Source organism: Streptomyces sp. NPDC092045 (assembly GCF_044756005.1).
Lineage (GTDB): Bacteria > Actinomycetota > Actinomycetes > Streptomycetales > Streptomycetaceae > Streptomyces.
Map to the genome: position 1 here is coordinate 329,561 of NZ_JBIVSC010000004.1, position 16,452 is coordinate 346,012.

General features: G+C 72.1%; 13 protein-coding genes. 4 read left to right on the forward strand and 9 right to left on the reverse strand.

The features are described from left to right. Positions 1-21: 21 nt before the first annotated feature. On the reverse strand, positions 22-1,125 hold the full coding sequence (gene dnaN, locus ACIQKA_RS14920) for a DNA polymerase III subunit beta (protein ID WP_402541158.1): 1,104 nt from the start codon (positions 1,123-1,125) through the stop codon (positions 22-24). 167 nt (positions 1,126-1,292) lie between these two features. Here dnaN and ACIQKA_RS14925 point away from each other — a divergent pair, with 167 nt between their 5' ends. Beyond that, a complete protein-coding gene (locus ACIQKA_RS14925; protein ID WP_383444778.1) occupies positions 1,293-2,450 on the forward strand; it encodes a serine hydrolase domain-containing protein in 1,158 nt (385 codons plus the stop codon). A 154-nt stretch (positions 2,451-2,604) separates the two neighbouring features. Here ACIQKA_RS14925 and ACIQKA_RS14930 read toward each other — a convergent pair whose 3' ends face one another. Beyond that, a complete protein-coding gene (locus tag ACIQKA_RS14930; protein ID WP_383153425.1) occupies positions 2,605-3,216 on the reverse strand; it encodes a YceI family protein in 612 nt (203 codons plus the stop codon). 328 nt (positions 3,217-3,544) lie between these two features. Between ACIQKA_RS14930 and ACIQKA_RS14935 the strand changes: the two genes are divergently transcribed. From ACIQKA_RS14935 to ACIQKA_RS14945, 3 genes are all read left to right on the forward strand, one after another. Then, entirely contained in the window at positions 3,545-7,423 is a 3,879-nt protein-coding gene (locus ACIQKA_RS14935; RefSeq protein ID WP_402541161.1) for an endo-alpha-N-acetylgalactosaminidase family protein, read from the forward strand. Between the two features lie 260 nt (positions 7,424-7,683). Next, a complete protein-coding gene (locus tag ACIQKA_RS14940; protein WP_383153420.1) occupies positions 7,684-9,267 on the forward strand; it encodes an acyl-CoA carboxylase subunit beta in 1,584 nt (527 codons plus the stop codon). Positions 9,268-9,282: 15 nt separating this feature from the next. Then, positions 9,283-9,492, forward strand: a complete 210-nt coding sequence (locus ACIQKA_RS14945; RefSeq protein ID WP_390107276.1) for an acyl-CoA carboxylase subunit epsilon — start codon at positions 9,283-9,285, stop codon at positions 9,490-9,492. A 161-nt stretch (positions 9,493-9,653) separates the two neighbouring features. Here the strand turns inward: ACIQKA_RS14945 and ACIQKA_RS14950 are convergent, their stop codons facing one another. From ACIQKA_RS14950 to ACIQKA_RS14980, 7 genes are all read right to left on the reverse strand, one after another. Further along, positions 9,654-10,235: an ATP/GTP-binding protein gene (locus ACIQKA_RS14950; protein ID WP_015036414.1), complete on the reverse strand. Its 582-nt coding sequence runs from the start codon at positions 10,233-10,235 to the stop codon at positions 9,654-9,656. Beyond that, the gene (locus ACIQKA_RS14955; protein WP_402541163.1) at positions 10,216-10,764 is read right to left on the reverse strand and encodes a DUF742 domain-containing protein; all 549 of its coding nucleotides are present in this window, start codon (positions 10,762-10,764) and stop codon (positions 10,216-10,218) included. Before ACIQKA_RS14955 ends, ACIQKA_RS14950 begins: the two co-directional genes overlap by 20 nt. A 106-nt stretch (positions 10,765-10,870) precedes the next feature. Beyond that, entirely contained in the window at positions 10,871-11,284 is a 414-nt protein-coding gene (locus tag ACIQKA_RS14960) for a roadblock/LC7 domain-containing protein (RefSeq protein WP_026057603.1), read from the reverse strand. Positions 11,285-11,291: 7 nt separating this feature from the next. Continuing rightward, positions 11,292-14,564: a nitrate- and nitrite sensing domain-containing protein gene (locus ACIQKA_RS14965; protein WP_402541165.1), complete on the reverse strand. Its 3,273-nt coding sequence runs from the start codon at positions 14,562-14,564 to the stop codon at positions 11,292-11,294. 340 nt (positions 14,565-14,904) lie between these two features. Continuing rightward, entirely contained in the window at positions 14,905-15,486 is a 582-nt protein-coding gene (locus tag ACIQKA_RS14970) for an ATP/GTP-binding protein (protein WP_116158662.1), read from the reverse strand. Beyond that, positions 15,467-15,871, reverse strand: a complete 405-nt coding sequence (locus tag ACIQKA_RS14975; protein ID WP_121834079.1) for a DUF742 domain-containing protein — start codon at positions 15,869-15,871, stop codon at positions 15,467-15,469. The genes ACIQKA_RS14970 and ACIQKA_RS14975 overlap by 20 nt, the downstream gene beginning before the upstream one ends. A gap of 166 nt (positions 15,872-16,037) precedes the next feature. Then, the gene (locus ACIQKA_RS14980; RefSeq protein WP_053644606.1) at positions 16,038-16,451 is read right to left on the reverse strand and encodes a roadblock/LC7 domain-containing protein; all 414 of its coding nucleotides are present in this window, start codon (positions 16,449-16,451) and stop codon (positions 16,038-16,040) included. Position 16,452: the final 1 nt, after the last annotated feature.

Here is a 16,452-nt window from a genome sequence, read left to right on the forward strand (position 1 = left end):
GACGCGCACCCGGCCCCGGTCTCACACCAGCGGTTTCACCGACATCAGCAGATGGCGGTGGACCGGGTCGGGACCGTCCGCGAGCAGGGCGCGCTGCCCGGGGCCCAGGAGGTGGAAGCGGACCTCCGGGCCGTCCAGGGACGTCAGGGCGTCCAGGAGGTAGCCGGGGTGGAAGGCGACCGCCAGGGAGTCCGCCCCGGCGAGGGAGGCCGGCAGCCGCTGGGACGCCACGTCGTCCTCGTACCCCGCCCGCAGGTGCAGGCCCTCGCCGGAGAAGGCCAGCCGGACCGGGCTGTCGCCCTCCGCGACGACCGCGACCCGCTTCACGGCCTCGGTCAGCGGCGCCCGGTCGGTGACCGCGAGGGCGTGCGCGCCGAGGTCGAAGAGCTTGTCGTGGCGGGGGAGGCGGCCGTCGAGCAGCCGGGTGGTGGTGCGCATGCCGCCGCTCTCGAAGCCCAGGGAGCCGGAGTCGAGCGCGAGCCGGGCCGGACCCGCGCCGGCGAGGGAGCGGGCGATCTCCGTGAGGCGCCGGGCCGGGACGACCACGTCGGCGTCCACCGCGTCCGCGCCGGCCCCGGGCCTCCACTCCAGGGCGCGGACCGCGTACCGGTAGCGGTCGGTGGCGGCCAGGGTCATCACCGGCCCGTCCAGGGAGAGCCGTATCCCGGTGAGGACGGGCGGCGAGTCGTCCCGGCCCGCCGCCACCGCCACCTGGCCGACCGCCGCCGCGAAGGCGTCCCCGTCGACCTGGCCGAGCACCTCGGGCAGCGGCGGCGGCGCCGGGTGGTCCTCCAGGGGGAGCAGGGAGAGGCCGAACCGGGCGCCGCCCGAGGTGACCGAGAGGCGGGCGCCCTCCACGGCGAGCTCGGTGCGGCCCCGGGGCAGCACCCTGCAGATGTCGAGCAGCCGCCGGCCCAGGACCAGCGCCCGGCCCGCCACGACCGTCTCGGCCTCCACCTCGATCCGCGCCGAGGCCTCGTGGTCGAGTCCCGAGACGCGCAGCCCGTCCCCCGTCGCCTCCAGGAGCAGACCCCCGAGGACGGGCATCGGTGAGCGGGCCGGCAGGACGCGCGCGGCCCAGGCCACGGCGTCGGTCAATACGGCGCCGTCGATACGGAATTCCATGCCGCCGACGCTAACGGCCGCCACTGACAACGCCCCGGCCCGCGGTTCCGGCCCCGGCCCCGGCTTCCCCGACTCCGTTGTCAGTGGGCGCGGTTAACGTCGTCGTCGACGACCGGTACGACCCGCGAACACTGTCGCGGCGGCGGCGCGCAGGGTGAGGAGACGCGATGAACGACGTCCACGTCCACGGCACGGTGGAGCCCGGTTTCGAGCCGGTGCGGGAGGTGTTCGCGGAGATCGCCGCGAACGAGGCGCGGGACGGCGGCGCGCAGCTCGCCGTCCACCACCGGGGCCGCCTCGTCGTCGACCTCTGGGGCGGCGACGGCGTCGACGGGGACTCCCTGCTCGCCCTCTACTCCTCCTCCAAGGGCGCCATGGCCCTGGTCTCCGCCCTCCTCGTGCAGGACGGCGTCCTGGACCTCGACCGCACGGTCGCCTCCTGGTGGCCCGAGTTCGCCGCCGAGGGCAAGGGGGAGACCACCCTGCGCCAGCTGCTCTCGCACCGTGCCGGGGTGATCGGCACGGACGACGGCCTCTCGCCGGAGGAGCTGGCCGACGACCGCAGGGCCGCCGCCCGCCTCGCGGGCCAGCGCCCCTTCTGGGAGCCGGGCACCGGCCACGGCTACCACGGCCTGGTCATCGGCGCCCTGGTCGGCGAGGTGGTCCTGCGGGCCACCGGCCGCACGGTCCAGGAGCTGTTCGAGGAGCGGGTCCGCGCGCCGTACGCCCTCGACTACTACCTGGGCCTGCCCGAGGAGCTCGAAACCCGCTTCCGCCCGGCCCTGCCCGCGGTCCACACCCCCGAGGAGGAGGCGTTCCTCGCCGCGAACCCGTTCGCGCCCGACAGCCTGGCGGCCGTCGCCTTCGGCTTCCGCACCGATCCGCCGCTGGACATGGTCGAGTACGGCAACAGCCGTGCGGTGCACGTCCGGGCGCCGCTCTCCGGCGGCGGCGTCGGTTCGGCCCGCGGCCTGTCCCGGATGTACGCGGCGATCGCGGGCGAGCTGGACGGCCGGCCCCCGCTCCTCGCCCCCGGCACCCTCGCCGAGTTCGCCCGGATCCACTCCGAGGGCACCGACCTCGTCACGGGCTCGCGGAACGCCTTCGGCCTCGGCTTCGTCCCGCTCGGCACCCGCTACCCGGCGCTGAGCGCCGGAGCCGTCGGCCACAGCGGCGCCCCCGGCTCCCAGGCCTTCGCCGACCCGGCCACCGGCCTCGCCTACAGCTACGCCCGCCGCCGCTTCGCCTTCATGGGCGGTCCGGGCGCGCCGGAGAACGACCGGCTGGTCCCGGCGGTGGTGGAGGCGGCGGCGAAGACGGCCTGACGCCCGCGGAGTCCCGACCCGGGCCCGGAGTCCCACCCGGTCCCGGACCCCGACCGGATCCCCGGCCCGGGCCCGGAAACGCCGAGCGCCCGCCGTCCGCCGGGGGAGGCGGACGAGCGGGCGCGCTCGTGGGGCCGTACGGCCGGGAAGGGGATCAGGCGGCGTTCTTGATCGCCGAGATGTCGAAGGTCAGCTTGACCTTGTCGCTGACCATGACGCCACCGGTCTCCAGGGCCGCGTTCCAGGTCAGGCCCCACTCGGAGCGCAGGATCTCGGCGGAGCCCTCGAAGCCGACGCGCTCGTTGCCGTAGACGTCCGTCGCGGTGCCGTTGAACTCCAGGTCGATGGAGAGCGGGCGGGTGACGTCCTTGATGGTCAGGTCGCCGGTGATCCGGTACTTGTCGCCGCCGAGCTGCTCGGCCCGGGTGGAGCGGAAGGACATCAGCGGGAACCGCTCGGCGTCGAAGAAGTCGGCGCCGCGCAGGTGGGCGTCGCGGTCGGCGATGCCGGTGTCGACGGAGGCGATCTTCACGTCGATCGAGGCAGTGGAGGCGCCGGGGTCCGTCCCGTCCAGCGTGAGCGTGCCCTCGTGCTCGGCGAAGCCGCCGCGGACGTTGGTGACCATGGCGTGGCGGACGGTGAAGCCGATGCTGCTGTGGGCGGGGTCGATGGCGTAGTCGCCGGTCAGGGCGGCCAGGGCCGGGTCCACCGGGAGGGTGGCGACGGCGGTGGCGGACTCGGTGTTCTTGCGGCCGAAGAGACCCATGACTGCTCCTTGCTCGGGATTGGTTGAACCTTCAACGAGAACGACTGTAACCCCATTCCGTTCAACATTCAACATCCATGGGGGATGTTCCTGGACCGTGACCTTCCGCGGCCCCGCCCCGCCCCGGCCCGCTTTGGCTCGACCGCCACGAGCCGACCCGACCCGACCCGCAACCGCGACGGCCGCCGACCCCGTCGGCCGCCCGGAAGGAAGCCCGCGAACCCCCTCCCCGGCCACTTGGACTAACCGAAGGGGGTTCTTGGACTGGAGGGGCCCGCGCGGCGCGATCTCGTTGACGGTGCCGCCGGGCCGGGGCCAACTGGTGCGCATGCCCCTCCCTCACTCGCCACGAGGCCGCAGGATCCGTGCGGCCTGCGCGCTCGCCGTCGCCTCCTCCGCCGTCTTCGCCCTGGCCGGACCCGCCGATGCCCGGGGCCCGCTCGCCGGGACCGCCGCGGACGCCGTCACGGACACCGCCGCCGCGGACGCCGTCCTCTCCTCCCGGCAGCTCTCCGTCGCCGTCGCCCGGGACTTCCCCCGCGTCCTCTCGTACACCGACCGCGCGAGCGGGGACCGGATCCTCGGCAGCACGGCCCCGGTCACCCAGGTGGTCCTCAACGGCACCGCCCGCACCGTCCGGACCAAGGGCGACCCCGTCCTGGAGCCCGCCTCCGCCGCGTACACCCTCGTCTTCCCCGACCTGCCCGGCGTCGAGATCGACGCGCGGCTCGGCGTCGAGGGCCGGACCACCACCTTCCGGATCACCGCCGTCCGCGACACCGGGGACTTCCGGGTCGGGACGATCGACATACCCGGTCACGACCTGGTCTCCGTCGGCTCCTCGGACACCGGCGGCGCCTCGACCGCCTTCACCCGCCTCGACCCGGACTCCACCCGCACCGCCGACGTCTTCGCGCGGGTCACCGACGCCACCCCGGCCGACGCGAACCCCGTCGGCGCCACCTACGCGATCGTCGGCACCGGCCGTCTCGCCGCCGCCGTCGAGTCCAACTCCAGCTACGACAAGCCCTCCGGCGCCTCCGCCCGCGACGGCGCCCGCTTCTGGCACCAGGCCCGCAAGAACGGCGCCGAGACCCGCGTCGGCGTCTGGTCCGGCCAGTGGACCCACCGCGGCGAGGGCGCCCCGGAGCCCGAGAACGGCGACGACCTGCCCTGGGCGAAGGTCGTCGTCACCCCCGACGCCAACGCCGACGGCACCGTCGACTGGCAGGACGGCGCCGTCGCCTTCCGCGCGATCGGGATCAAGGCCCCCGGCAGCGAGCAGACCCCCGGCCGGGTCGTCGCCCACATCCCGTTCAACTTCGCCTCCCAGGCCACCCACCCCTTCCTGCGCACCCTCGACGACGTCAAGCGGATCTCGCTCGCCACCGACGGACTCGGCCAGTTCGCGCTGCTCAAGGGGTACGGCTCCGAGGGCCACGACTCCGCCCACCCCGACTACGGCGGCAACTACAACAAGCGCGCCGGCGGCCTCGCCGACCTCAACACCCTCCTCAAGGAGGGCAGGAAGTGGAACGCCGGCTTCGGCGTCCACGTGAACGCCACCGAGTCGTACCCCGAGGCGAAGAACTTCAGCGAGACCCTCGTGGACAAGACGAAGCCCGGCTGGAACTGGCTCAACCAGAGCTACTACATCGACCAGCGCCGGGACCTCAACAGCGGCGACCTCGCCCGCCGCTTCCAGCAGCTCCGCGACGAGACCGACCCCAACCTCTCCGCGCTCTACATCGACGTCTACTACACGCACGGCTGGATCGCCGACGAGACGATGCGGGCCGTCCGGGCGCAGGGCTGGAACGTCGCCACCGAGTGGGCCGACAAGTTCGAGCGCTCCTCCCTCTGGTCCCACTGGGCCAACGACCTCGACTACGGCGGCGCCACCAACAAGGGCCTCAACTCGCAGATCATCCGCTTCATCCGCAACGGCGAGAAGGACGTCTGGAACGACCACCCGGTCCTCGGCCAGACCGCCCTCGTCGACTTCGAGGGCTGGACCGGCGAGACCGACTGGAACGCCTTCACCGCCAACGTCTGGCAGCGGAACCTGCCCGCCAAGTACCTCCAGCGGCAGACGATCACCCGCTGGAACGGTGACGACATCACCTTCACCGGCGGCGTCCGCGGCACCGTCGAGGACGGCCGCCGCACCTTCTACGAGAACGGCCGCAAGGTCCTCGACGGCGAGAGCTACCTGCTCCCCTGGGACGGCGGCAGGAAGCTCTACCACTACAACAAGGCCGGTGGCACGACCGGTTGGCAGGTCCCGGCCGGAGCCCGCTCGTACACCGTGTACGAGCTCACCGACAACGGGCGCGCGAAGACCGCCACCGTACGGCCCGTGAACGGGAGGATCACCCTGACGGCCACCGCCGGACGGGCCTACGTCCTCCACCCCGACAAGGCCCCCGCCCAGGCCGACCCGCAGTGGGGCCGGGGCACCCCGGTGAAGGACCCCGGCTTCAACGACGCCGAGCTCGCCGGCTGGACGAAGACCGGCACCGTCGCCCGTGACACCGACGAGCGGGGCCGCAACAGCGCGAAGCTCACCGGCACCGCCGCCGCCTCGGTCGGCCAGCGGATCACCGGCCTCACCCCCGGCGAGCGGTACACCGCCTCCGCCCTCATCGAGGTCGAACCCGGGAAGACCCGCCCCACCACCCTCTCCGTCGGCGGCGCGTCCGTCACCGTCGAGCGCTCCCCGCTCCAGAACCGGATCGCCGCCTCCGACTGGAACGGCACCCGCCTCCAGCGCGCCAAGGTCACCTTCACCGCGCCGCGCGGCGCCGCCCCCCTGAGGATCGAGGCCGCGGGCGGCAGCGCCGCCGCCGTCCGGATCGACGACGTCCGGATCGTCGCCGACGCCCCCGCCACCAGGGCCGGGACCACGGCGTACGAGGACTTCGAGGCCGTCGACCAGGGCTGGGGCCCCTTCCTCAAGGGCGACTCCGGCGGCACGAACGACCCGCGCACCCACATCGCCCAGCTCCACGCCCCCTACACGCAGGCAGGCTGGAACGGAAAGCTCGTCGACGACGTCATCGGCGGCGCCGAGTCGCTCAAGTCGCACGACGAGAACAGCGGCCTCGTCTACCGGACCGCGCCCTGGACCGTCCCGATGGAGGACGGCCACCGGTACCGCGTGGAGTACGACTACCAGTCCAGCCACGCGGGCGCGTACGAGTGGGTCACCGGCTACGACCGCACGAGCGGCACCGGAGCGGCCGTCGAGACCCGCCGCACCCCGATCGGGCAGCAGCGGACCACCGGGCACTTCACCGAGACCGTCACGGCCGGCTGCGGCGACACCTGGACCGGGCTGCGCAAGCGCGCCGACGCCCCCGACGGCGCCGACTTCGTCCTCGACGGCTTCACCGTGACCGACCTCGGCCCGGCCTCCGAGCGCGCCGCCTGCGGCACCCTCGCCGTCGCCGCGCCCGAGACCCTGGAGCCCGGCCGCCCGAACCGGGTCACCGTCACCTTCGGCAACGACGAGGCCGAAGGTGCCACCGGCGCGCGGGCCGTCCTCGTCCTGCCGGACGGCTGGACCGCCGCACCGGCCGCGCCCGTCGACCTCGGCACGGTCGCGCCCGGCGGAAAGACCACCGCCACCTGGCAGGTCACCCCGCCGGTGGACGCCGCCCACCGGTCGTACCCGCTGAACGCCTCCCTCACGTACACCGTCGGCGGTGGCGAGCGGAGGCTGACCGCCGCCGCCACCGTCCGCACCCTGCCCCCGCCGCCCACCGCCGACACCTGGGCGAGCGACCACGACTGGACCTCGGCGACCAGCGGCTGGGGGCCCGTCGAGCGCGACCTCTCCAACGGCGGGACCGGCGCCGGGGACGGCTCCCCGCTGAGGATCGGGGGAGTCGCGTACGCCAAGGGCCTGGGCACCCACGCCCCCGCCACCGTCCGCTACTACCTCGGCGGCCGGTGCGCCTCCTTCACCGCCGAGGTCGGGGTGGACGACAGCCAGGTCGGCCGGGGCAGCGTCCGGTTCGCCGTCCTCGTGGACGGCACGGAGAGGGCGAAGTCCCCCGTCCTCACGTCCACGGACCCCGCCCGTCCCCTCACCGCCGACGTCACCGGCGCGGCCTACGTCGACCTGGTGGTCGACGACGGCGGCGACGGCAACGGCAACGACCACGCGGACTGGGGCGGCGCCCGCTTCCACTGCGGCGGCTGAACCCCTGGAACGCCCTCCTGGAGAGGAGGGCGTTGTAGGGAAGCGAAGAACGCGGGCGGCACCCCGGTACGATGGGTGCCGCCCGCGGACGCGTGTTCCTCACCGAGGTCTATGTCGAACCCCTACAAACACAAGGGGTGTCCGGCTGTTGACTCGGGACGTACGGGACACGATTCTGTCCGGCCCCGCCAGGAATCGACACGCGAGACTGTACGGAGTCGACGGCAAGTTTTTCTTGTCCGACTTCGTAGGGTCGGTACATGACCGTTGTGGACCAGATCCCGAGCGAGCCCGCCGACGCCCGTGGCCGAGTGGCCGAGCTGCACGTCCTGCGCGAGCGGGCCCTGAGCGGCCCGAGCGAGCGGGCGACGGAGGCGCAGCACGCGAAGGGCAAGCTGACCGCCCGCGAGCGCATCGAGCTGCTGCTCGACCCTGGTTCCTTCAACGAGGTCGAGCAGCTCCGCCGGCACCGCGCCCAGGGCTTCGGCCTGGAGGCGAAGAAGCCGTACACCGACGGCGTCATCACCGGCTGGGGCACGGTCGACGGCCGCACGGTCTTCGTCTACGCCCACGACTTCCGGATCTTCGGCGGCGCCCTCGGCGAGGCCCACGCCACCAAGATCCACAAGATCATGGACATGGCCATCGCGGCCGGCGCCCCGCTGGTCTCCCTCAACGACGGCGCCGGCGCCCGCATCCAGGAGGGCGTCTCCGCCCTCGCCGGCTACGGCGGCATCTTCCAGCGCAACACCCGCGCGAGCGGCGTCATCCCGCAGATCAGCGTGATGCTCGGCCCGTGCGCCGGCGGCGCGGCCTACAGCCCCGCCCTGACCGACTTCGTCTTCATGGTCCGCGAGACCTCGCAGATGTTCATCACCGGCCCGGACGTCGTCAAGGCGGTCACCGGCGAGGAGATCACCCAGAACGGCCTCGGCGGCGCCGACGTCCACGCCGGCACCAGCGGCGTGGCGCACTTCGCGTACGACGACGAGGAGACCTGCATCGCGGAGGTCCGCTACCTCCTGTCGATGCTCCCGCAGAACAACCGGGAGAACCCCCCGGCCGTCCCCTCCGAGGACCCGGCCGACCGCCGCTCCGACGTCCTGCTCGACCTGGTCCCGGCCGACGGCAACCGCCCGTACGACATGCACAAGGTCATCGAGGAGCTCGTCGACGACGGCGACTACCTGGAGATCCACGAGCGCTGGGCCCGCAACATCATCTGCGCGCTCGCCCGCCTCGACGGCCAGGTCGTCGGCATCGTCGCCAACCAGCCGCAGACGCTGGCCGGCGTCCTGGACATCGAGGCCTCCGAGAAGGCGGCCCGGTTCGTGCAGATGTGCGACGCCTTCAACATCCCGATCATCACCCTTCTGGACGTCCCCGGCTTCCTTCCCGGGGTGGACCAGGAGCACGGTGGGATCATCCGGCACGGCGCCAAGCTGCTCTACGCCTACTGCAACGCGACCGTGCCCCGGATCAGCCTGATCCTGCGCAAGGCGTACGGCGGCGCGTACATCGTGATGGACTCCCAGTCCATCGGCGCCGACCTGACGTACGCCTGGCCCACCAACGAGATCGCCGTCATGGGCGCCGAAGGCGCCGCCAACGTGATCTTCCGCAAGCAGATCGCCGAGGCCGAGGACCCCGAGGCCATGCGCACCCGCATGGTCAAGGAGTACAAGGCCGAGCTGATGCACCCCTACTACGCCGCGGAGCGCGGCCTGGTCGACGACGTCATCGACCCCGCCGACACCCGCCAGGTCCTCGTCCGGTCCCTGGCGATGCTCCGCACCAAGCACGCCGACCTGCCCTCCCGCAAGCACGGCAACCCGCCGCAGTAAGAGGAGCCCCTTCCCATGAGCACTCCCGCCCATCTCCTGCGCGTCGAGAAGGGTCACGCCGACCCCGAGGAGCTCGCCGCCATCACCGCGGTCCTCCTCGCCCGCGCCGCCGCCCAGCCGTCCGCCGACGCCGCCGGCGCCGGCGCCCACCGGGGCCGCAGCGCGGCCGGCTGGCGCCGTCTGGAGCGCGAGCACGGCTTCCGCGCCCCGCACAGCTGGCGCTAGCCGGCACGGAGCACCAGAGAGCACGGCGAAGGGCCGGAACCCGGTGGAGACCGGGTTCCGGCCCTTCGCGCTGCCGTTCGTACACCGCCGAAGGCCGCGCCCCCCTTCCGGGGGGCGCGGCCTTCGGGCCGGGCGGGGGAGAACGGAACGCCTGGGGACAGCTACCGCAGCCGGGCCATGAGGGCGTGCTCGACGAGGGTGATGAGCGCGCTCTTGGCGTCGGCGCGGTGGCGGGCGTCGGTGGTGATGATGGGGGTGTCGGGGCCGATCTGGAGGGCCTCGCGGACTTCCTCGGGCTGGTAGGGCTGGTTGCCGTCGAAGCCGTTGAGGGCGATGACGAACGGCAGGCCCGAGTTCTCGAAGTAGTCGACGGCGGGGAAGCAGTCGGCGAGGCGGCGGGTGTCGACGAGCACGACGGCGCCGATGGCGCCGCGGACGAGGTCGTCCCACATGAACCAGAAGCGGTCCTGTCCGGGGGTGCCGAACAGGTACAGGATCAGGTCCTGGTCGAGCGTGATGCGGCCGAAGTCCATGGCGACGGTCGTCGTCGTCTTGTCGCCGGTGTGCGTGAGGTCGTCGATGCCCGCCGAGGCGGACGTCATCACGGCCTCGGTACGCAGCGGATTGATCTCCGAGACCGCGCCGACGAACGTGGTCTTGCCCACGCCGAAGCCACCCGCCACCACGATCTTCGCGCTGGTGGTTGAACGGGCCGCGCCGCCGCTAGAGCTTGCGAAGTCCACTGAGCACCCTTTCGAGCAGTGTCACGTCTGGCTGACCGCCGACGGCCTCGTCGCCGCCGGGCTGGTGGATGGCGACGAGTCCGGCCTCGGCCAGGTCGGCGACGAGGATTCGGGCGACGCCGAGGGGGATGGAGAGAAGTGCCGAGATCTCGGCGACCGACTTGATCTCGAAGCAGAGCCGGCAGATCCGCTGGTGCTCGGGCAACTGCCCCTGCAACCGGGACGGATCGGCCGTCGTACTGACCAACGCCTCGATGGCGAGCTGGTAACGCGGCCTGGTCCGGCCGCCGGTCATCGCGTACGGACGCACCAGCGGGTTGTGCCCGCCCGAACCGCCCGGGGCGGACGGGCCGCGCGAGGCGGACGGGCCGGCGGGCGCCGCCGGGGCGTGCGGCTGCCGGTAGGGCTGCGACGCGCCCTGTCCGCTCGGTGCGGAGGGAAAGTTGAACCGGTTCTGCGCGGTGTCGCCCAGCGGTGCCTGGTGCGCGTCGTAACCGTTGTAGGGGCTCGCGCCCGGGGGTGTTCCCACGTTTCCTCCTCCGACTGCCTCGCGGTCCATGTCCCTTGGAGCCGCGCCACCGCACCTTACGGGGCGGTGGCGCGAAACGCACTGTCCGTCTGTTGGTTGAGAACCGTCAGTTAAGAAGACTGCCCTGGAGTTCCGCCCGGAGGTCGGGGGTCAGGACGGTGCCCGCGCGGTCCACGAGCAGGGCCATCTCGTAGCCCACGAGGCCGATGTCCGCCTCGGGGTGGGCGAGCACGGCCAGCGAGGAGCCGTCCGAGATCGACATGATGAAGAGGAAGCCGCGCTCCATCTCCACCACGGTCTGGTTGACCGCACCGCCCTCGAAGATCCGGGACGCGCCCGCGGTCAGCGAGGTCAGTCCGGAGGCGACGGCCGCCAGCTGGTCGGCGCGGTCCCGGGGGAAGCCCTCGGACATCGCCAGCAGGAGTCCGTCGGCGGAGACCACCACCGTGTGGGACACCCCGGGGGTGTTGTCCACGAAGTTGGTGATCAACCAGTTCAGATTCTGCGCCGCCTGGCTCATGCTCACACTAACGCTCCTGGTTGTAGGTACTGCCCGGGCCGAGGCCCGATCCGTTCGTGTCCGTTCCCGCGCTGCGTCCCTGCTGAACGCCCCGGCGCAGGTTGCTCAACCTGCCCCGTACGTCCTCGGGTGCGCGGGAGACCTGGGGGCCGCCCTGCGGGGTCTGCTCAGCCGTTCCCTCGACCAGGTTGGCCTTCGGGACGCGTCGGGGGAGACCGGACGAGGTGACCCCGCCCGCCTTCGGGTCCTTGAGCTTTCCGGCCCGCTGCCAGCGCTCGTCGTTGGTCGAGCGCCATGCTTCGGAACCTTCGGCTTCGCTCTGCTGCTGTTCCGGCTGCGCGGGCGCGGCCGGCTGCGGCGTCCGCTGCGTCGGCGGGGCGACGCTGCCGCGGCGCGGCAGTCCGGCGTCGGTCAGCGCGTGGCCGGCGTCCGGGGCGGGGTTCGGAGTCGGACCCGGACGGTCGAAGCCTACGCGGTCGGCGGCCTGTTCGGGAGCGGCCTGAGCAGATTCCGGTTCCGCGCGGTACTCCTGCGCGTAACCGCCCTGGTAGGCGTTCTGATCCGGCCACTGCGCCTGGTGGGACTGGGGATCGAACGCATTGTCGTACTGCTGGTGTTCGGTTACGGGAGTGTCGTACGAGGCTTCCGCATAGCCCTGCTGCGGGTAGGCCTCGTAACCCTGCTGCTGCCCCCCGTAGCCCCCGGCGTAGCCGTCCTGCGGCGGATAGCCGGCCGCGTACTCCTGGCCGTACTCCTGGGGCTGCCGGGGCTGCTGCCCGTACTCCTGCGCGGGGGCGTACCCGGTCGCGTACTCCTGGCCCTGCTGCTGTCCCTGGGCGTACTCCTGGACCGGGGCGGCCTCCTGGCCGTACTCCTGCGGCTGCTCCGCCTCGTCGCGGAAGAGCGGGCGGTCGCCGCTCTGGGCCCGGTCCTCCAGGGCGGCCCGCCGCCCCTCGCGCCGCAGCGAGCGGTCGACCGGGTCGAGGCTCTGCTGCTCCCCCTCCGGCTGCTGCTCGTAGCGCGAGTCGTCGAAGCCGAGGTCGGCCGCGGTCAGCATCGGCTGCGCCGGGACGCTCCCGAAGGCGTTCTGCTGCTGCTGGGGCTGCTGCTGCTCCGGGATGATCTGGGAGACGGTGAAGTCGTCCTGGATCGGCTGCTCGCCGCCACCGCCGTGCGTGATCGCGTCCGGCAGCATGACGAGCGAGGTCGTCCCGGCCTGCTCGCCCGAGGGACGGAGCTGGACCCGGATGCCGTGCCGGTCGGCGAGCCGGCCGACCACGAAGAGGCCCATGCGCTGCGAGACGGCGGCGTCCACGGTCGGCGGGTTGGCCAGCTTGTGGTTGATGTCCGCGAAGTCCTCGGCGGTGAGGCCGATGCCCTTGTCGTGGATCTCGACCATCACGCGGCCGTCGGGGAGACGGGTCGCGGTGACGCGGACCTTGGTCTGCGGGGAGGAGAACGTGGTGGCGTTCTCCAGGAGCTCGGCGAGCAGGTGCACGAGGTCGGTCACGGCCTGGCCGTGGATCTCGGCCTCCGGGACGCCCGCCAGCTCGATGCGCTCGTACTGCTCCACCTCGGAGGAGGCGGCGCGCATGACGTCGACCAGCGGGACCGGCTGGTCCCAGCGGCGGCCGGGCTCCTCGCCGGCGAGGACGAGGAGGTTCTCGCCGTTGCGGCGCATGCGGGTCGCCAGGTGGTCCAGCTTGAAGAGGTTCTCCAGCTGGTCCGGGTCGGCCTCGTTGTTCTCCAGGTCGGTGATGAGGGTCAGCTGGCCCTCGATCAGCGACTGGTTGCGGCGCGAGAGGTTGGTGAAGATCGCGTTGACGTTGCCCCGGAGCATGGCCTGCTCGGCGGCGAGCCGGACGGCCTCGCGGTGGACCTGGTCGAACGCGCGGGCGACCTCGCCGATCTCGTCCTGGGAGTCGATCGGGATCGGCTGGACGCGGGTGTCGACCCGGCCCGGCTCGGTGCGGGACAGCTGGTCGACCAGCATCGGCAGGCGCTGCTCGGCGATGCCGAAGGCGGCGGTCCGCAGGGTCAGCATCGAGCGGCTCATCTGCCGGGCCATCATTCCGGCGAGGACGAAGGCGGCCAGCAGCGCGATCACGACGATGGCGCCGTTCAGCCAGGCGTCGGACTTGGCGTCGTCGGAGATCTTGACGGCCTCGTTCACGGCCTTGTCGACGAGGGCCTTCTCGACCTCGCTGTAGCCCTCGAACTTGGCGGTGGCGATCGCCATCCAGCTCTCGGAGGTGATTCCCCTGGCCTTCAGGGCCTTGATGCCCTCGGGGCTCTTGGCCGTGCCGATCGCGGCGGCCACGCCGGAGTAGACGGAGCCGTCCTTGCCCTTGGGCGGCTCGACGTCGGCGGCCTGCATCTGCTTGGCGCCCTCGGCGGCCTTGCCGGCCATGACCTTCTTGAGGAGCTCGACGTCCTCGGGCATGCCGCCGGAGCTGAACTCGCCGAGGGCGATCTGCTCCAGGTAGTTGTACGAGTTGAACGCCACGGACTGCTGGGCGAAGACCTCCTCCCGGCTGCTGGGCCGGACGAGGAGCTGGGTGCCGATGGACCGCTGGAGGGACTCGGCGCCCTTGGAGAGCTGAATGGCGTAGACGCTGCGGCCGTACGCGGTGACGTTGCCGGTGCCCAGGCCGAGCTCGTTGGAGAACTCGCTCAGGTAGTGCTGGACGCCCGTGTAGGCGAGCTGGGTGTTCACCGGGTCGTAGCGACCGGCGTACGCGTCCTTGCGGAGCGCCGCGAGCTTCGGCTCCTCGTCCTTGAACAGGCGCAGCCGGCGCTCCAGGCCCTGGCCCGAGGGCATGTTCTTGACGGCCTCGTCGAACTTCAGACGGGCGGCGTCGGTCGCGGCGTACGCCCGGACGACCTCGTCGGCCTTGCGGTCCTCCTCGGTCTTGACGACCAGGAGCGGGGCGGCGGTGAGGTCCCGCTCGTTGAGCAGCGCGGTGCTGTACTCCGAGGCGGCGCGCACGATGAGCGCCGTCTTCTCGGCGTCCTGGGCCTCCTGCCAGGTGTCGATCGACCCCTTGACCTGGAAGCCGCCCATGACGAGGCCGACGAGCGCGGGTATGAGGAGGATCGCGTTCAGCCGGGTGGGCACCCGCCAGTTGCGGGGCGACAGCTTGCTGGAGCTTCCCTCGGACGCCTGGACGGGCGGCGGAGGGGTCACGGGCACGTCCGCGGGCGACACCGCAGTGCGCGACGGCGGTGTGAAGTTGCCCCGCGTCTCCTGCTCCGCGGAGCCTTCCTTGCTTCGCCTCACTCGACCAACAACCTCTCGGCGTCGGCACCTACGTTGTGCCGGTGTTTCGTTCAGGGCCGTACTACTCGGGAGTTCATGAATTGCAGCACGTGAAGGGGGTCCCTTCCAAACAGTGGGACACCGCTACTTTCAGTGGTCCGGACCGCGAATAAAACGGGCATAAAGAGCGAGCCCCGCCAAAAAGCGGGGCTCATGTGAGCGCAGTGACACCGATCGGATGCGTCGGGTGTCCGAGGCGCCCCAATTCTCTGTCGAAACGTTATGAACACGGGGACGGTCGTGTCGAACGACACAGACCGCCCCCGGGCGGCGGCGCGGGGCAACGGCCCGGCCCGTCCTCCTACTTCAGCCGGGCCATGAGGGCGTGCTCGACGAGGGTGATGAGCGCGCTCTTGGCGTCGGCGCGGTGGCGGGCGTCGGTGGTGATGATGGGGGTGTCGGGGCCGATCTGGAGGGCCTCGCGGACCTCTTCCGGCTGGTAGGGCTGGTTGCCGTCGAAGCCGTTGAGGGCGATGACGAACGGCAGGCCCGAGTTCTCGAAGTAGTCGACGGCGGGGAAGCAGTCGGCGAGGCGGCGGGTGTCGACGAGCACGACGGCGCCGATGGCACCCCGCACCAGGTCGTCCCACATGAACCAGAAGCGGTCCTGGCCCGGCGTGCCGAACAGGTACAGGATCAGATCCTGGTCGAGCGTGATGCGGCCGAAGTCCATGGCCACGGTCGTCGTCGTCTTGCCACCCGTGTGCGTGAGGTCGTCGATGCCCGCCGAGGCGGACGTCATCACGGCCTCGGTACGCAGCGGATTGATCTCCGAGACCGCGCCGACGAACGTGGTCTTGCCCACGCCGAAGCCACCCGCCACCACGATCTTCGCGCTGGTGGTTGAACGGGCCGCGCCGCCGCTAGAGCTTGCGAAGTCCACTGAGCACCCTTTCGAGCAGAGTCACGTCCGGCGTGCCGCCGGTCTCTCCGTTGCCCGGCTGGTGGATCGCCACCATGCCGGCCTCCGCCAGGTCGGCGACGAGGATCCTGGCGACGCCGAGCGGCATCGACAGGAGGGCCGACACCTCGGCCACCGACTTGACCTCACGGCACAGGTGGCAGATCCGCTGGTGCTCGGGGAGCAGCGTGGCGAGGTGCGCCGGGTCGGCCGTGGTGCTGACCAGCGCCTCGATGGCGAGCTGGTAGCGCGGCCGGGTCCGGCCGCCGGTCATCGCGTACGGACGCACCAGCGGCTGGTCGCCCTCGTGCCCGTACTCGTCGACTGAGGAGCCGTACGGATCGTGAGAGGCGGGGGGCGGGGTCATGAATCCTCCGGGCGTGACAGCAAGAACTTCTGCCGTCTGATGGGGCCGGTGGGGGGCCGGGTGGGGCGGCCGGACGGTGAACGGTTTCCAGGGCGGTACGGAGGGGCGTACCGCCCTGTCGGTCATTCGGTGCGGGGGGCGGGAGGTCCGGGTGGGGGTCCCGTCACTAGTGGAGCAGGCTGCCCTGGAGCTCCGCGCGGAGGTCCGGGGTGAGCACGCTGCCGGCCCGGTCGACCAGCAGCGTCATCTCGTAGCCCACGAGGCCGATGTCGCACTCGGGGTGGGCGAGCACGGCCAGCGAGGAGCCGTCCGAGACCTGCATGAGGAAGAGGAAGCCGCGCTCCATCTCCACCACGGTCTGCGCGACCGGACCGCCCTCGAAGATCCGGGACGCCCCCGCGGTCAGCGAGGTCAGTCCGGACGCGACCGCCGCCAGCTGGTCGGCACGGTCGCGGGGGAATCCTTCGGACATCGCCAGCAGGAGTCCGTCGGCGGAGACCACCACCGTGTGGGACACCCCGGGGGTGTTGTCCACGAAGTTGGTGATCAACCAGTTCAGATTCTGCGCCGCCTGGCTCATC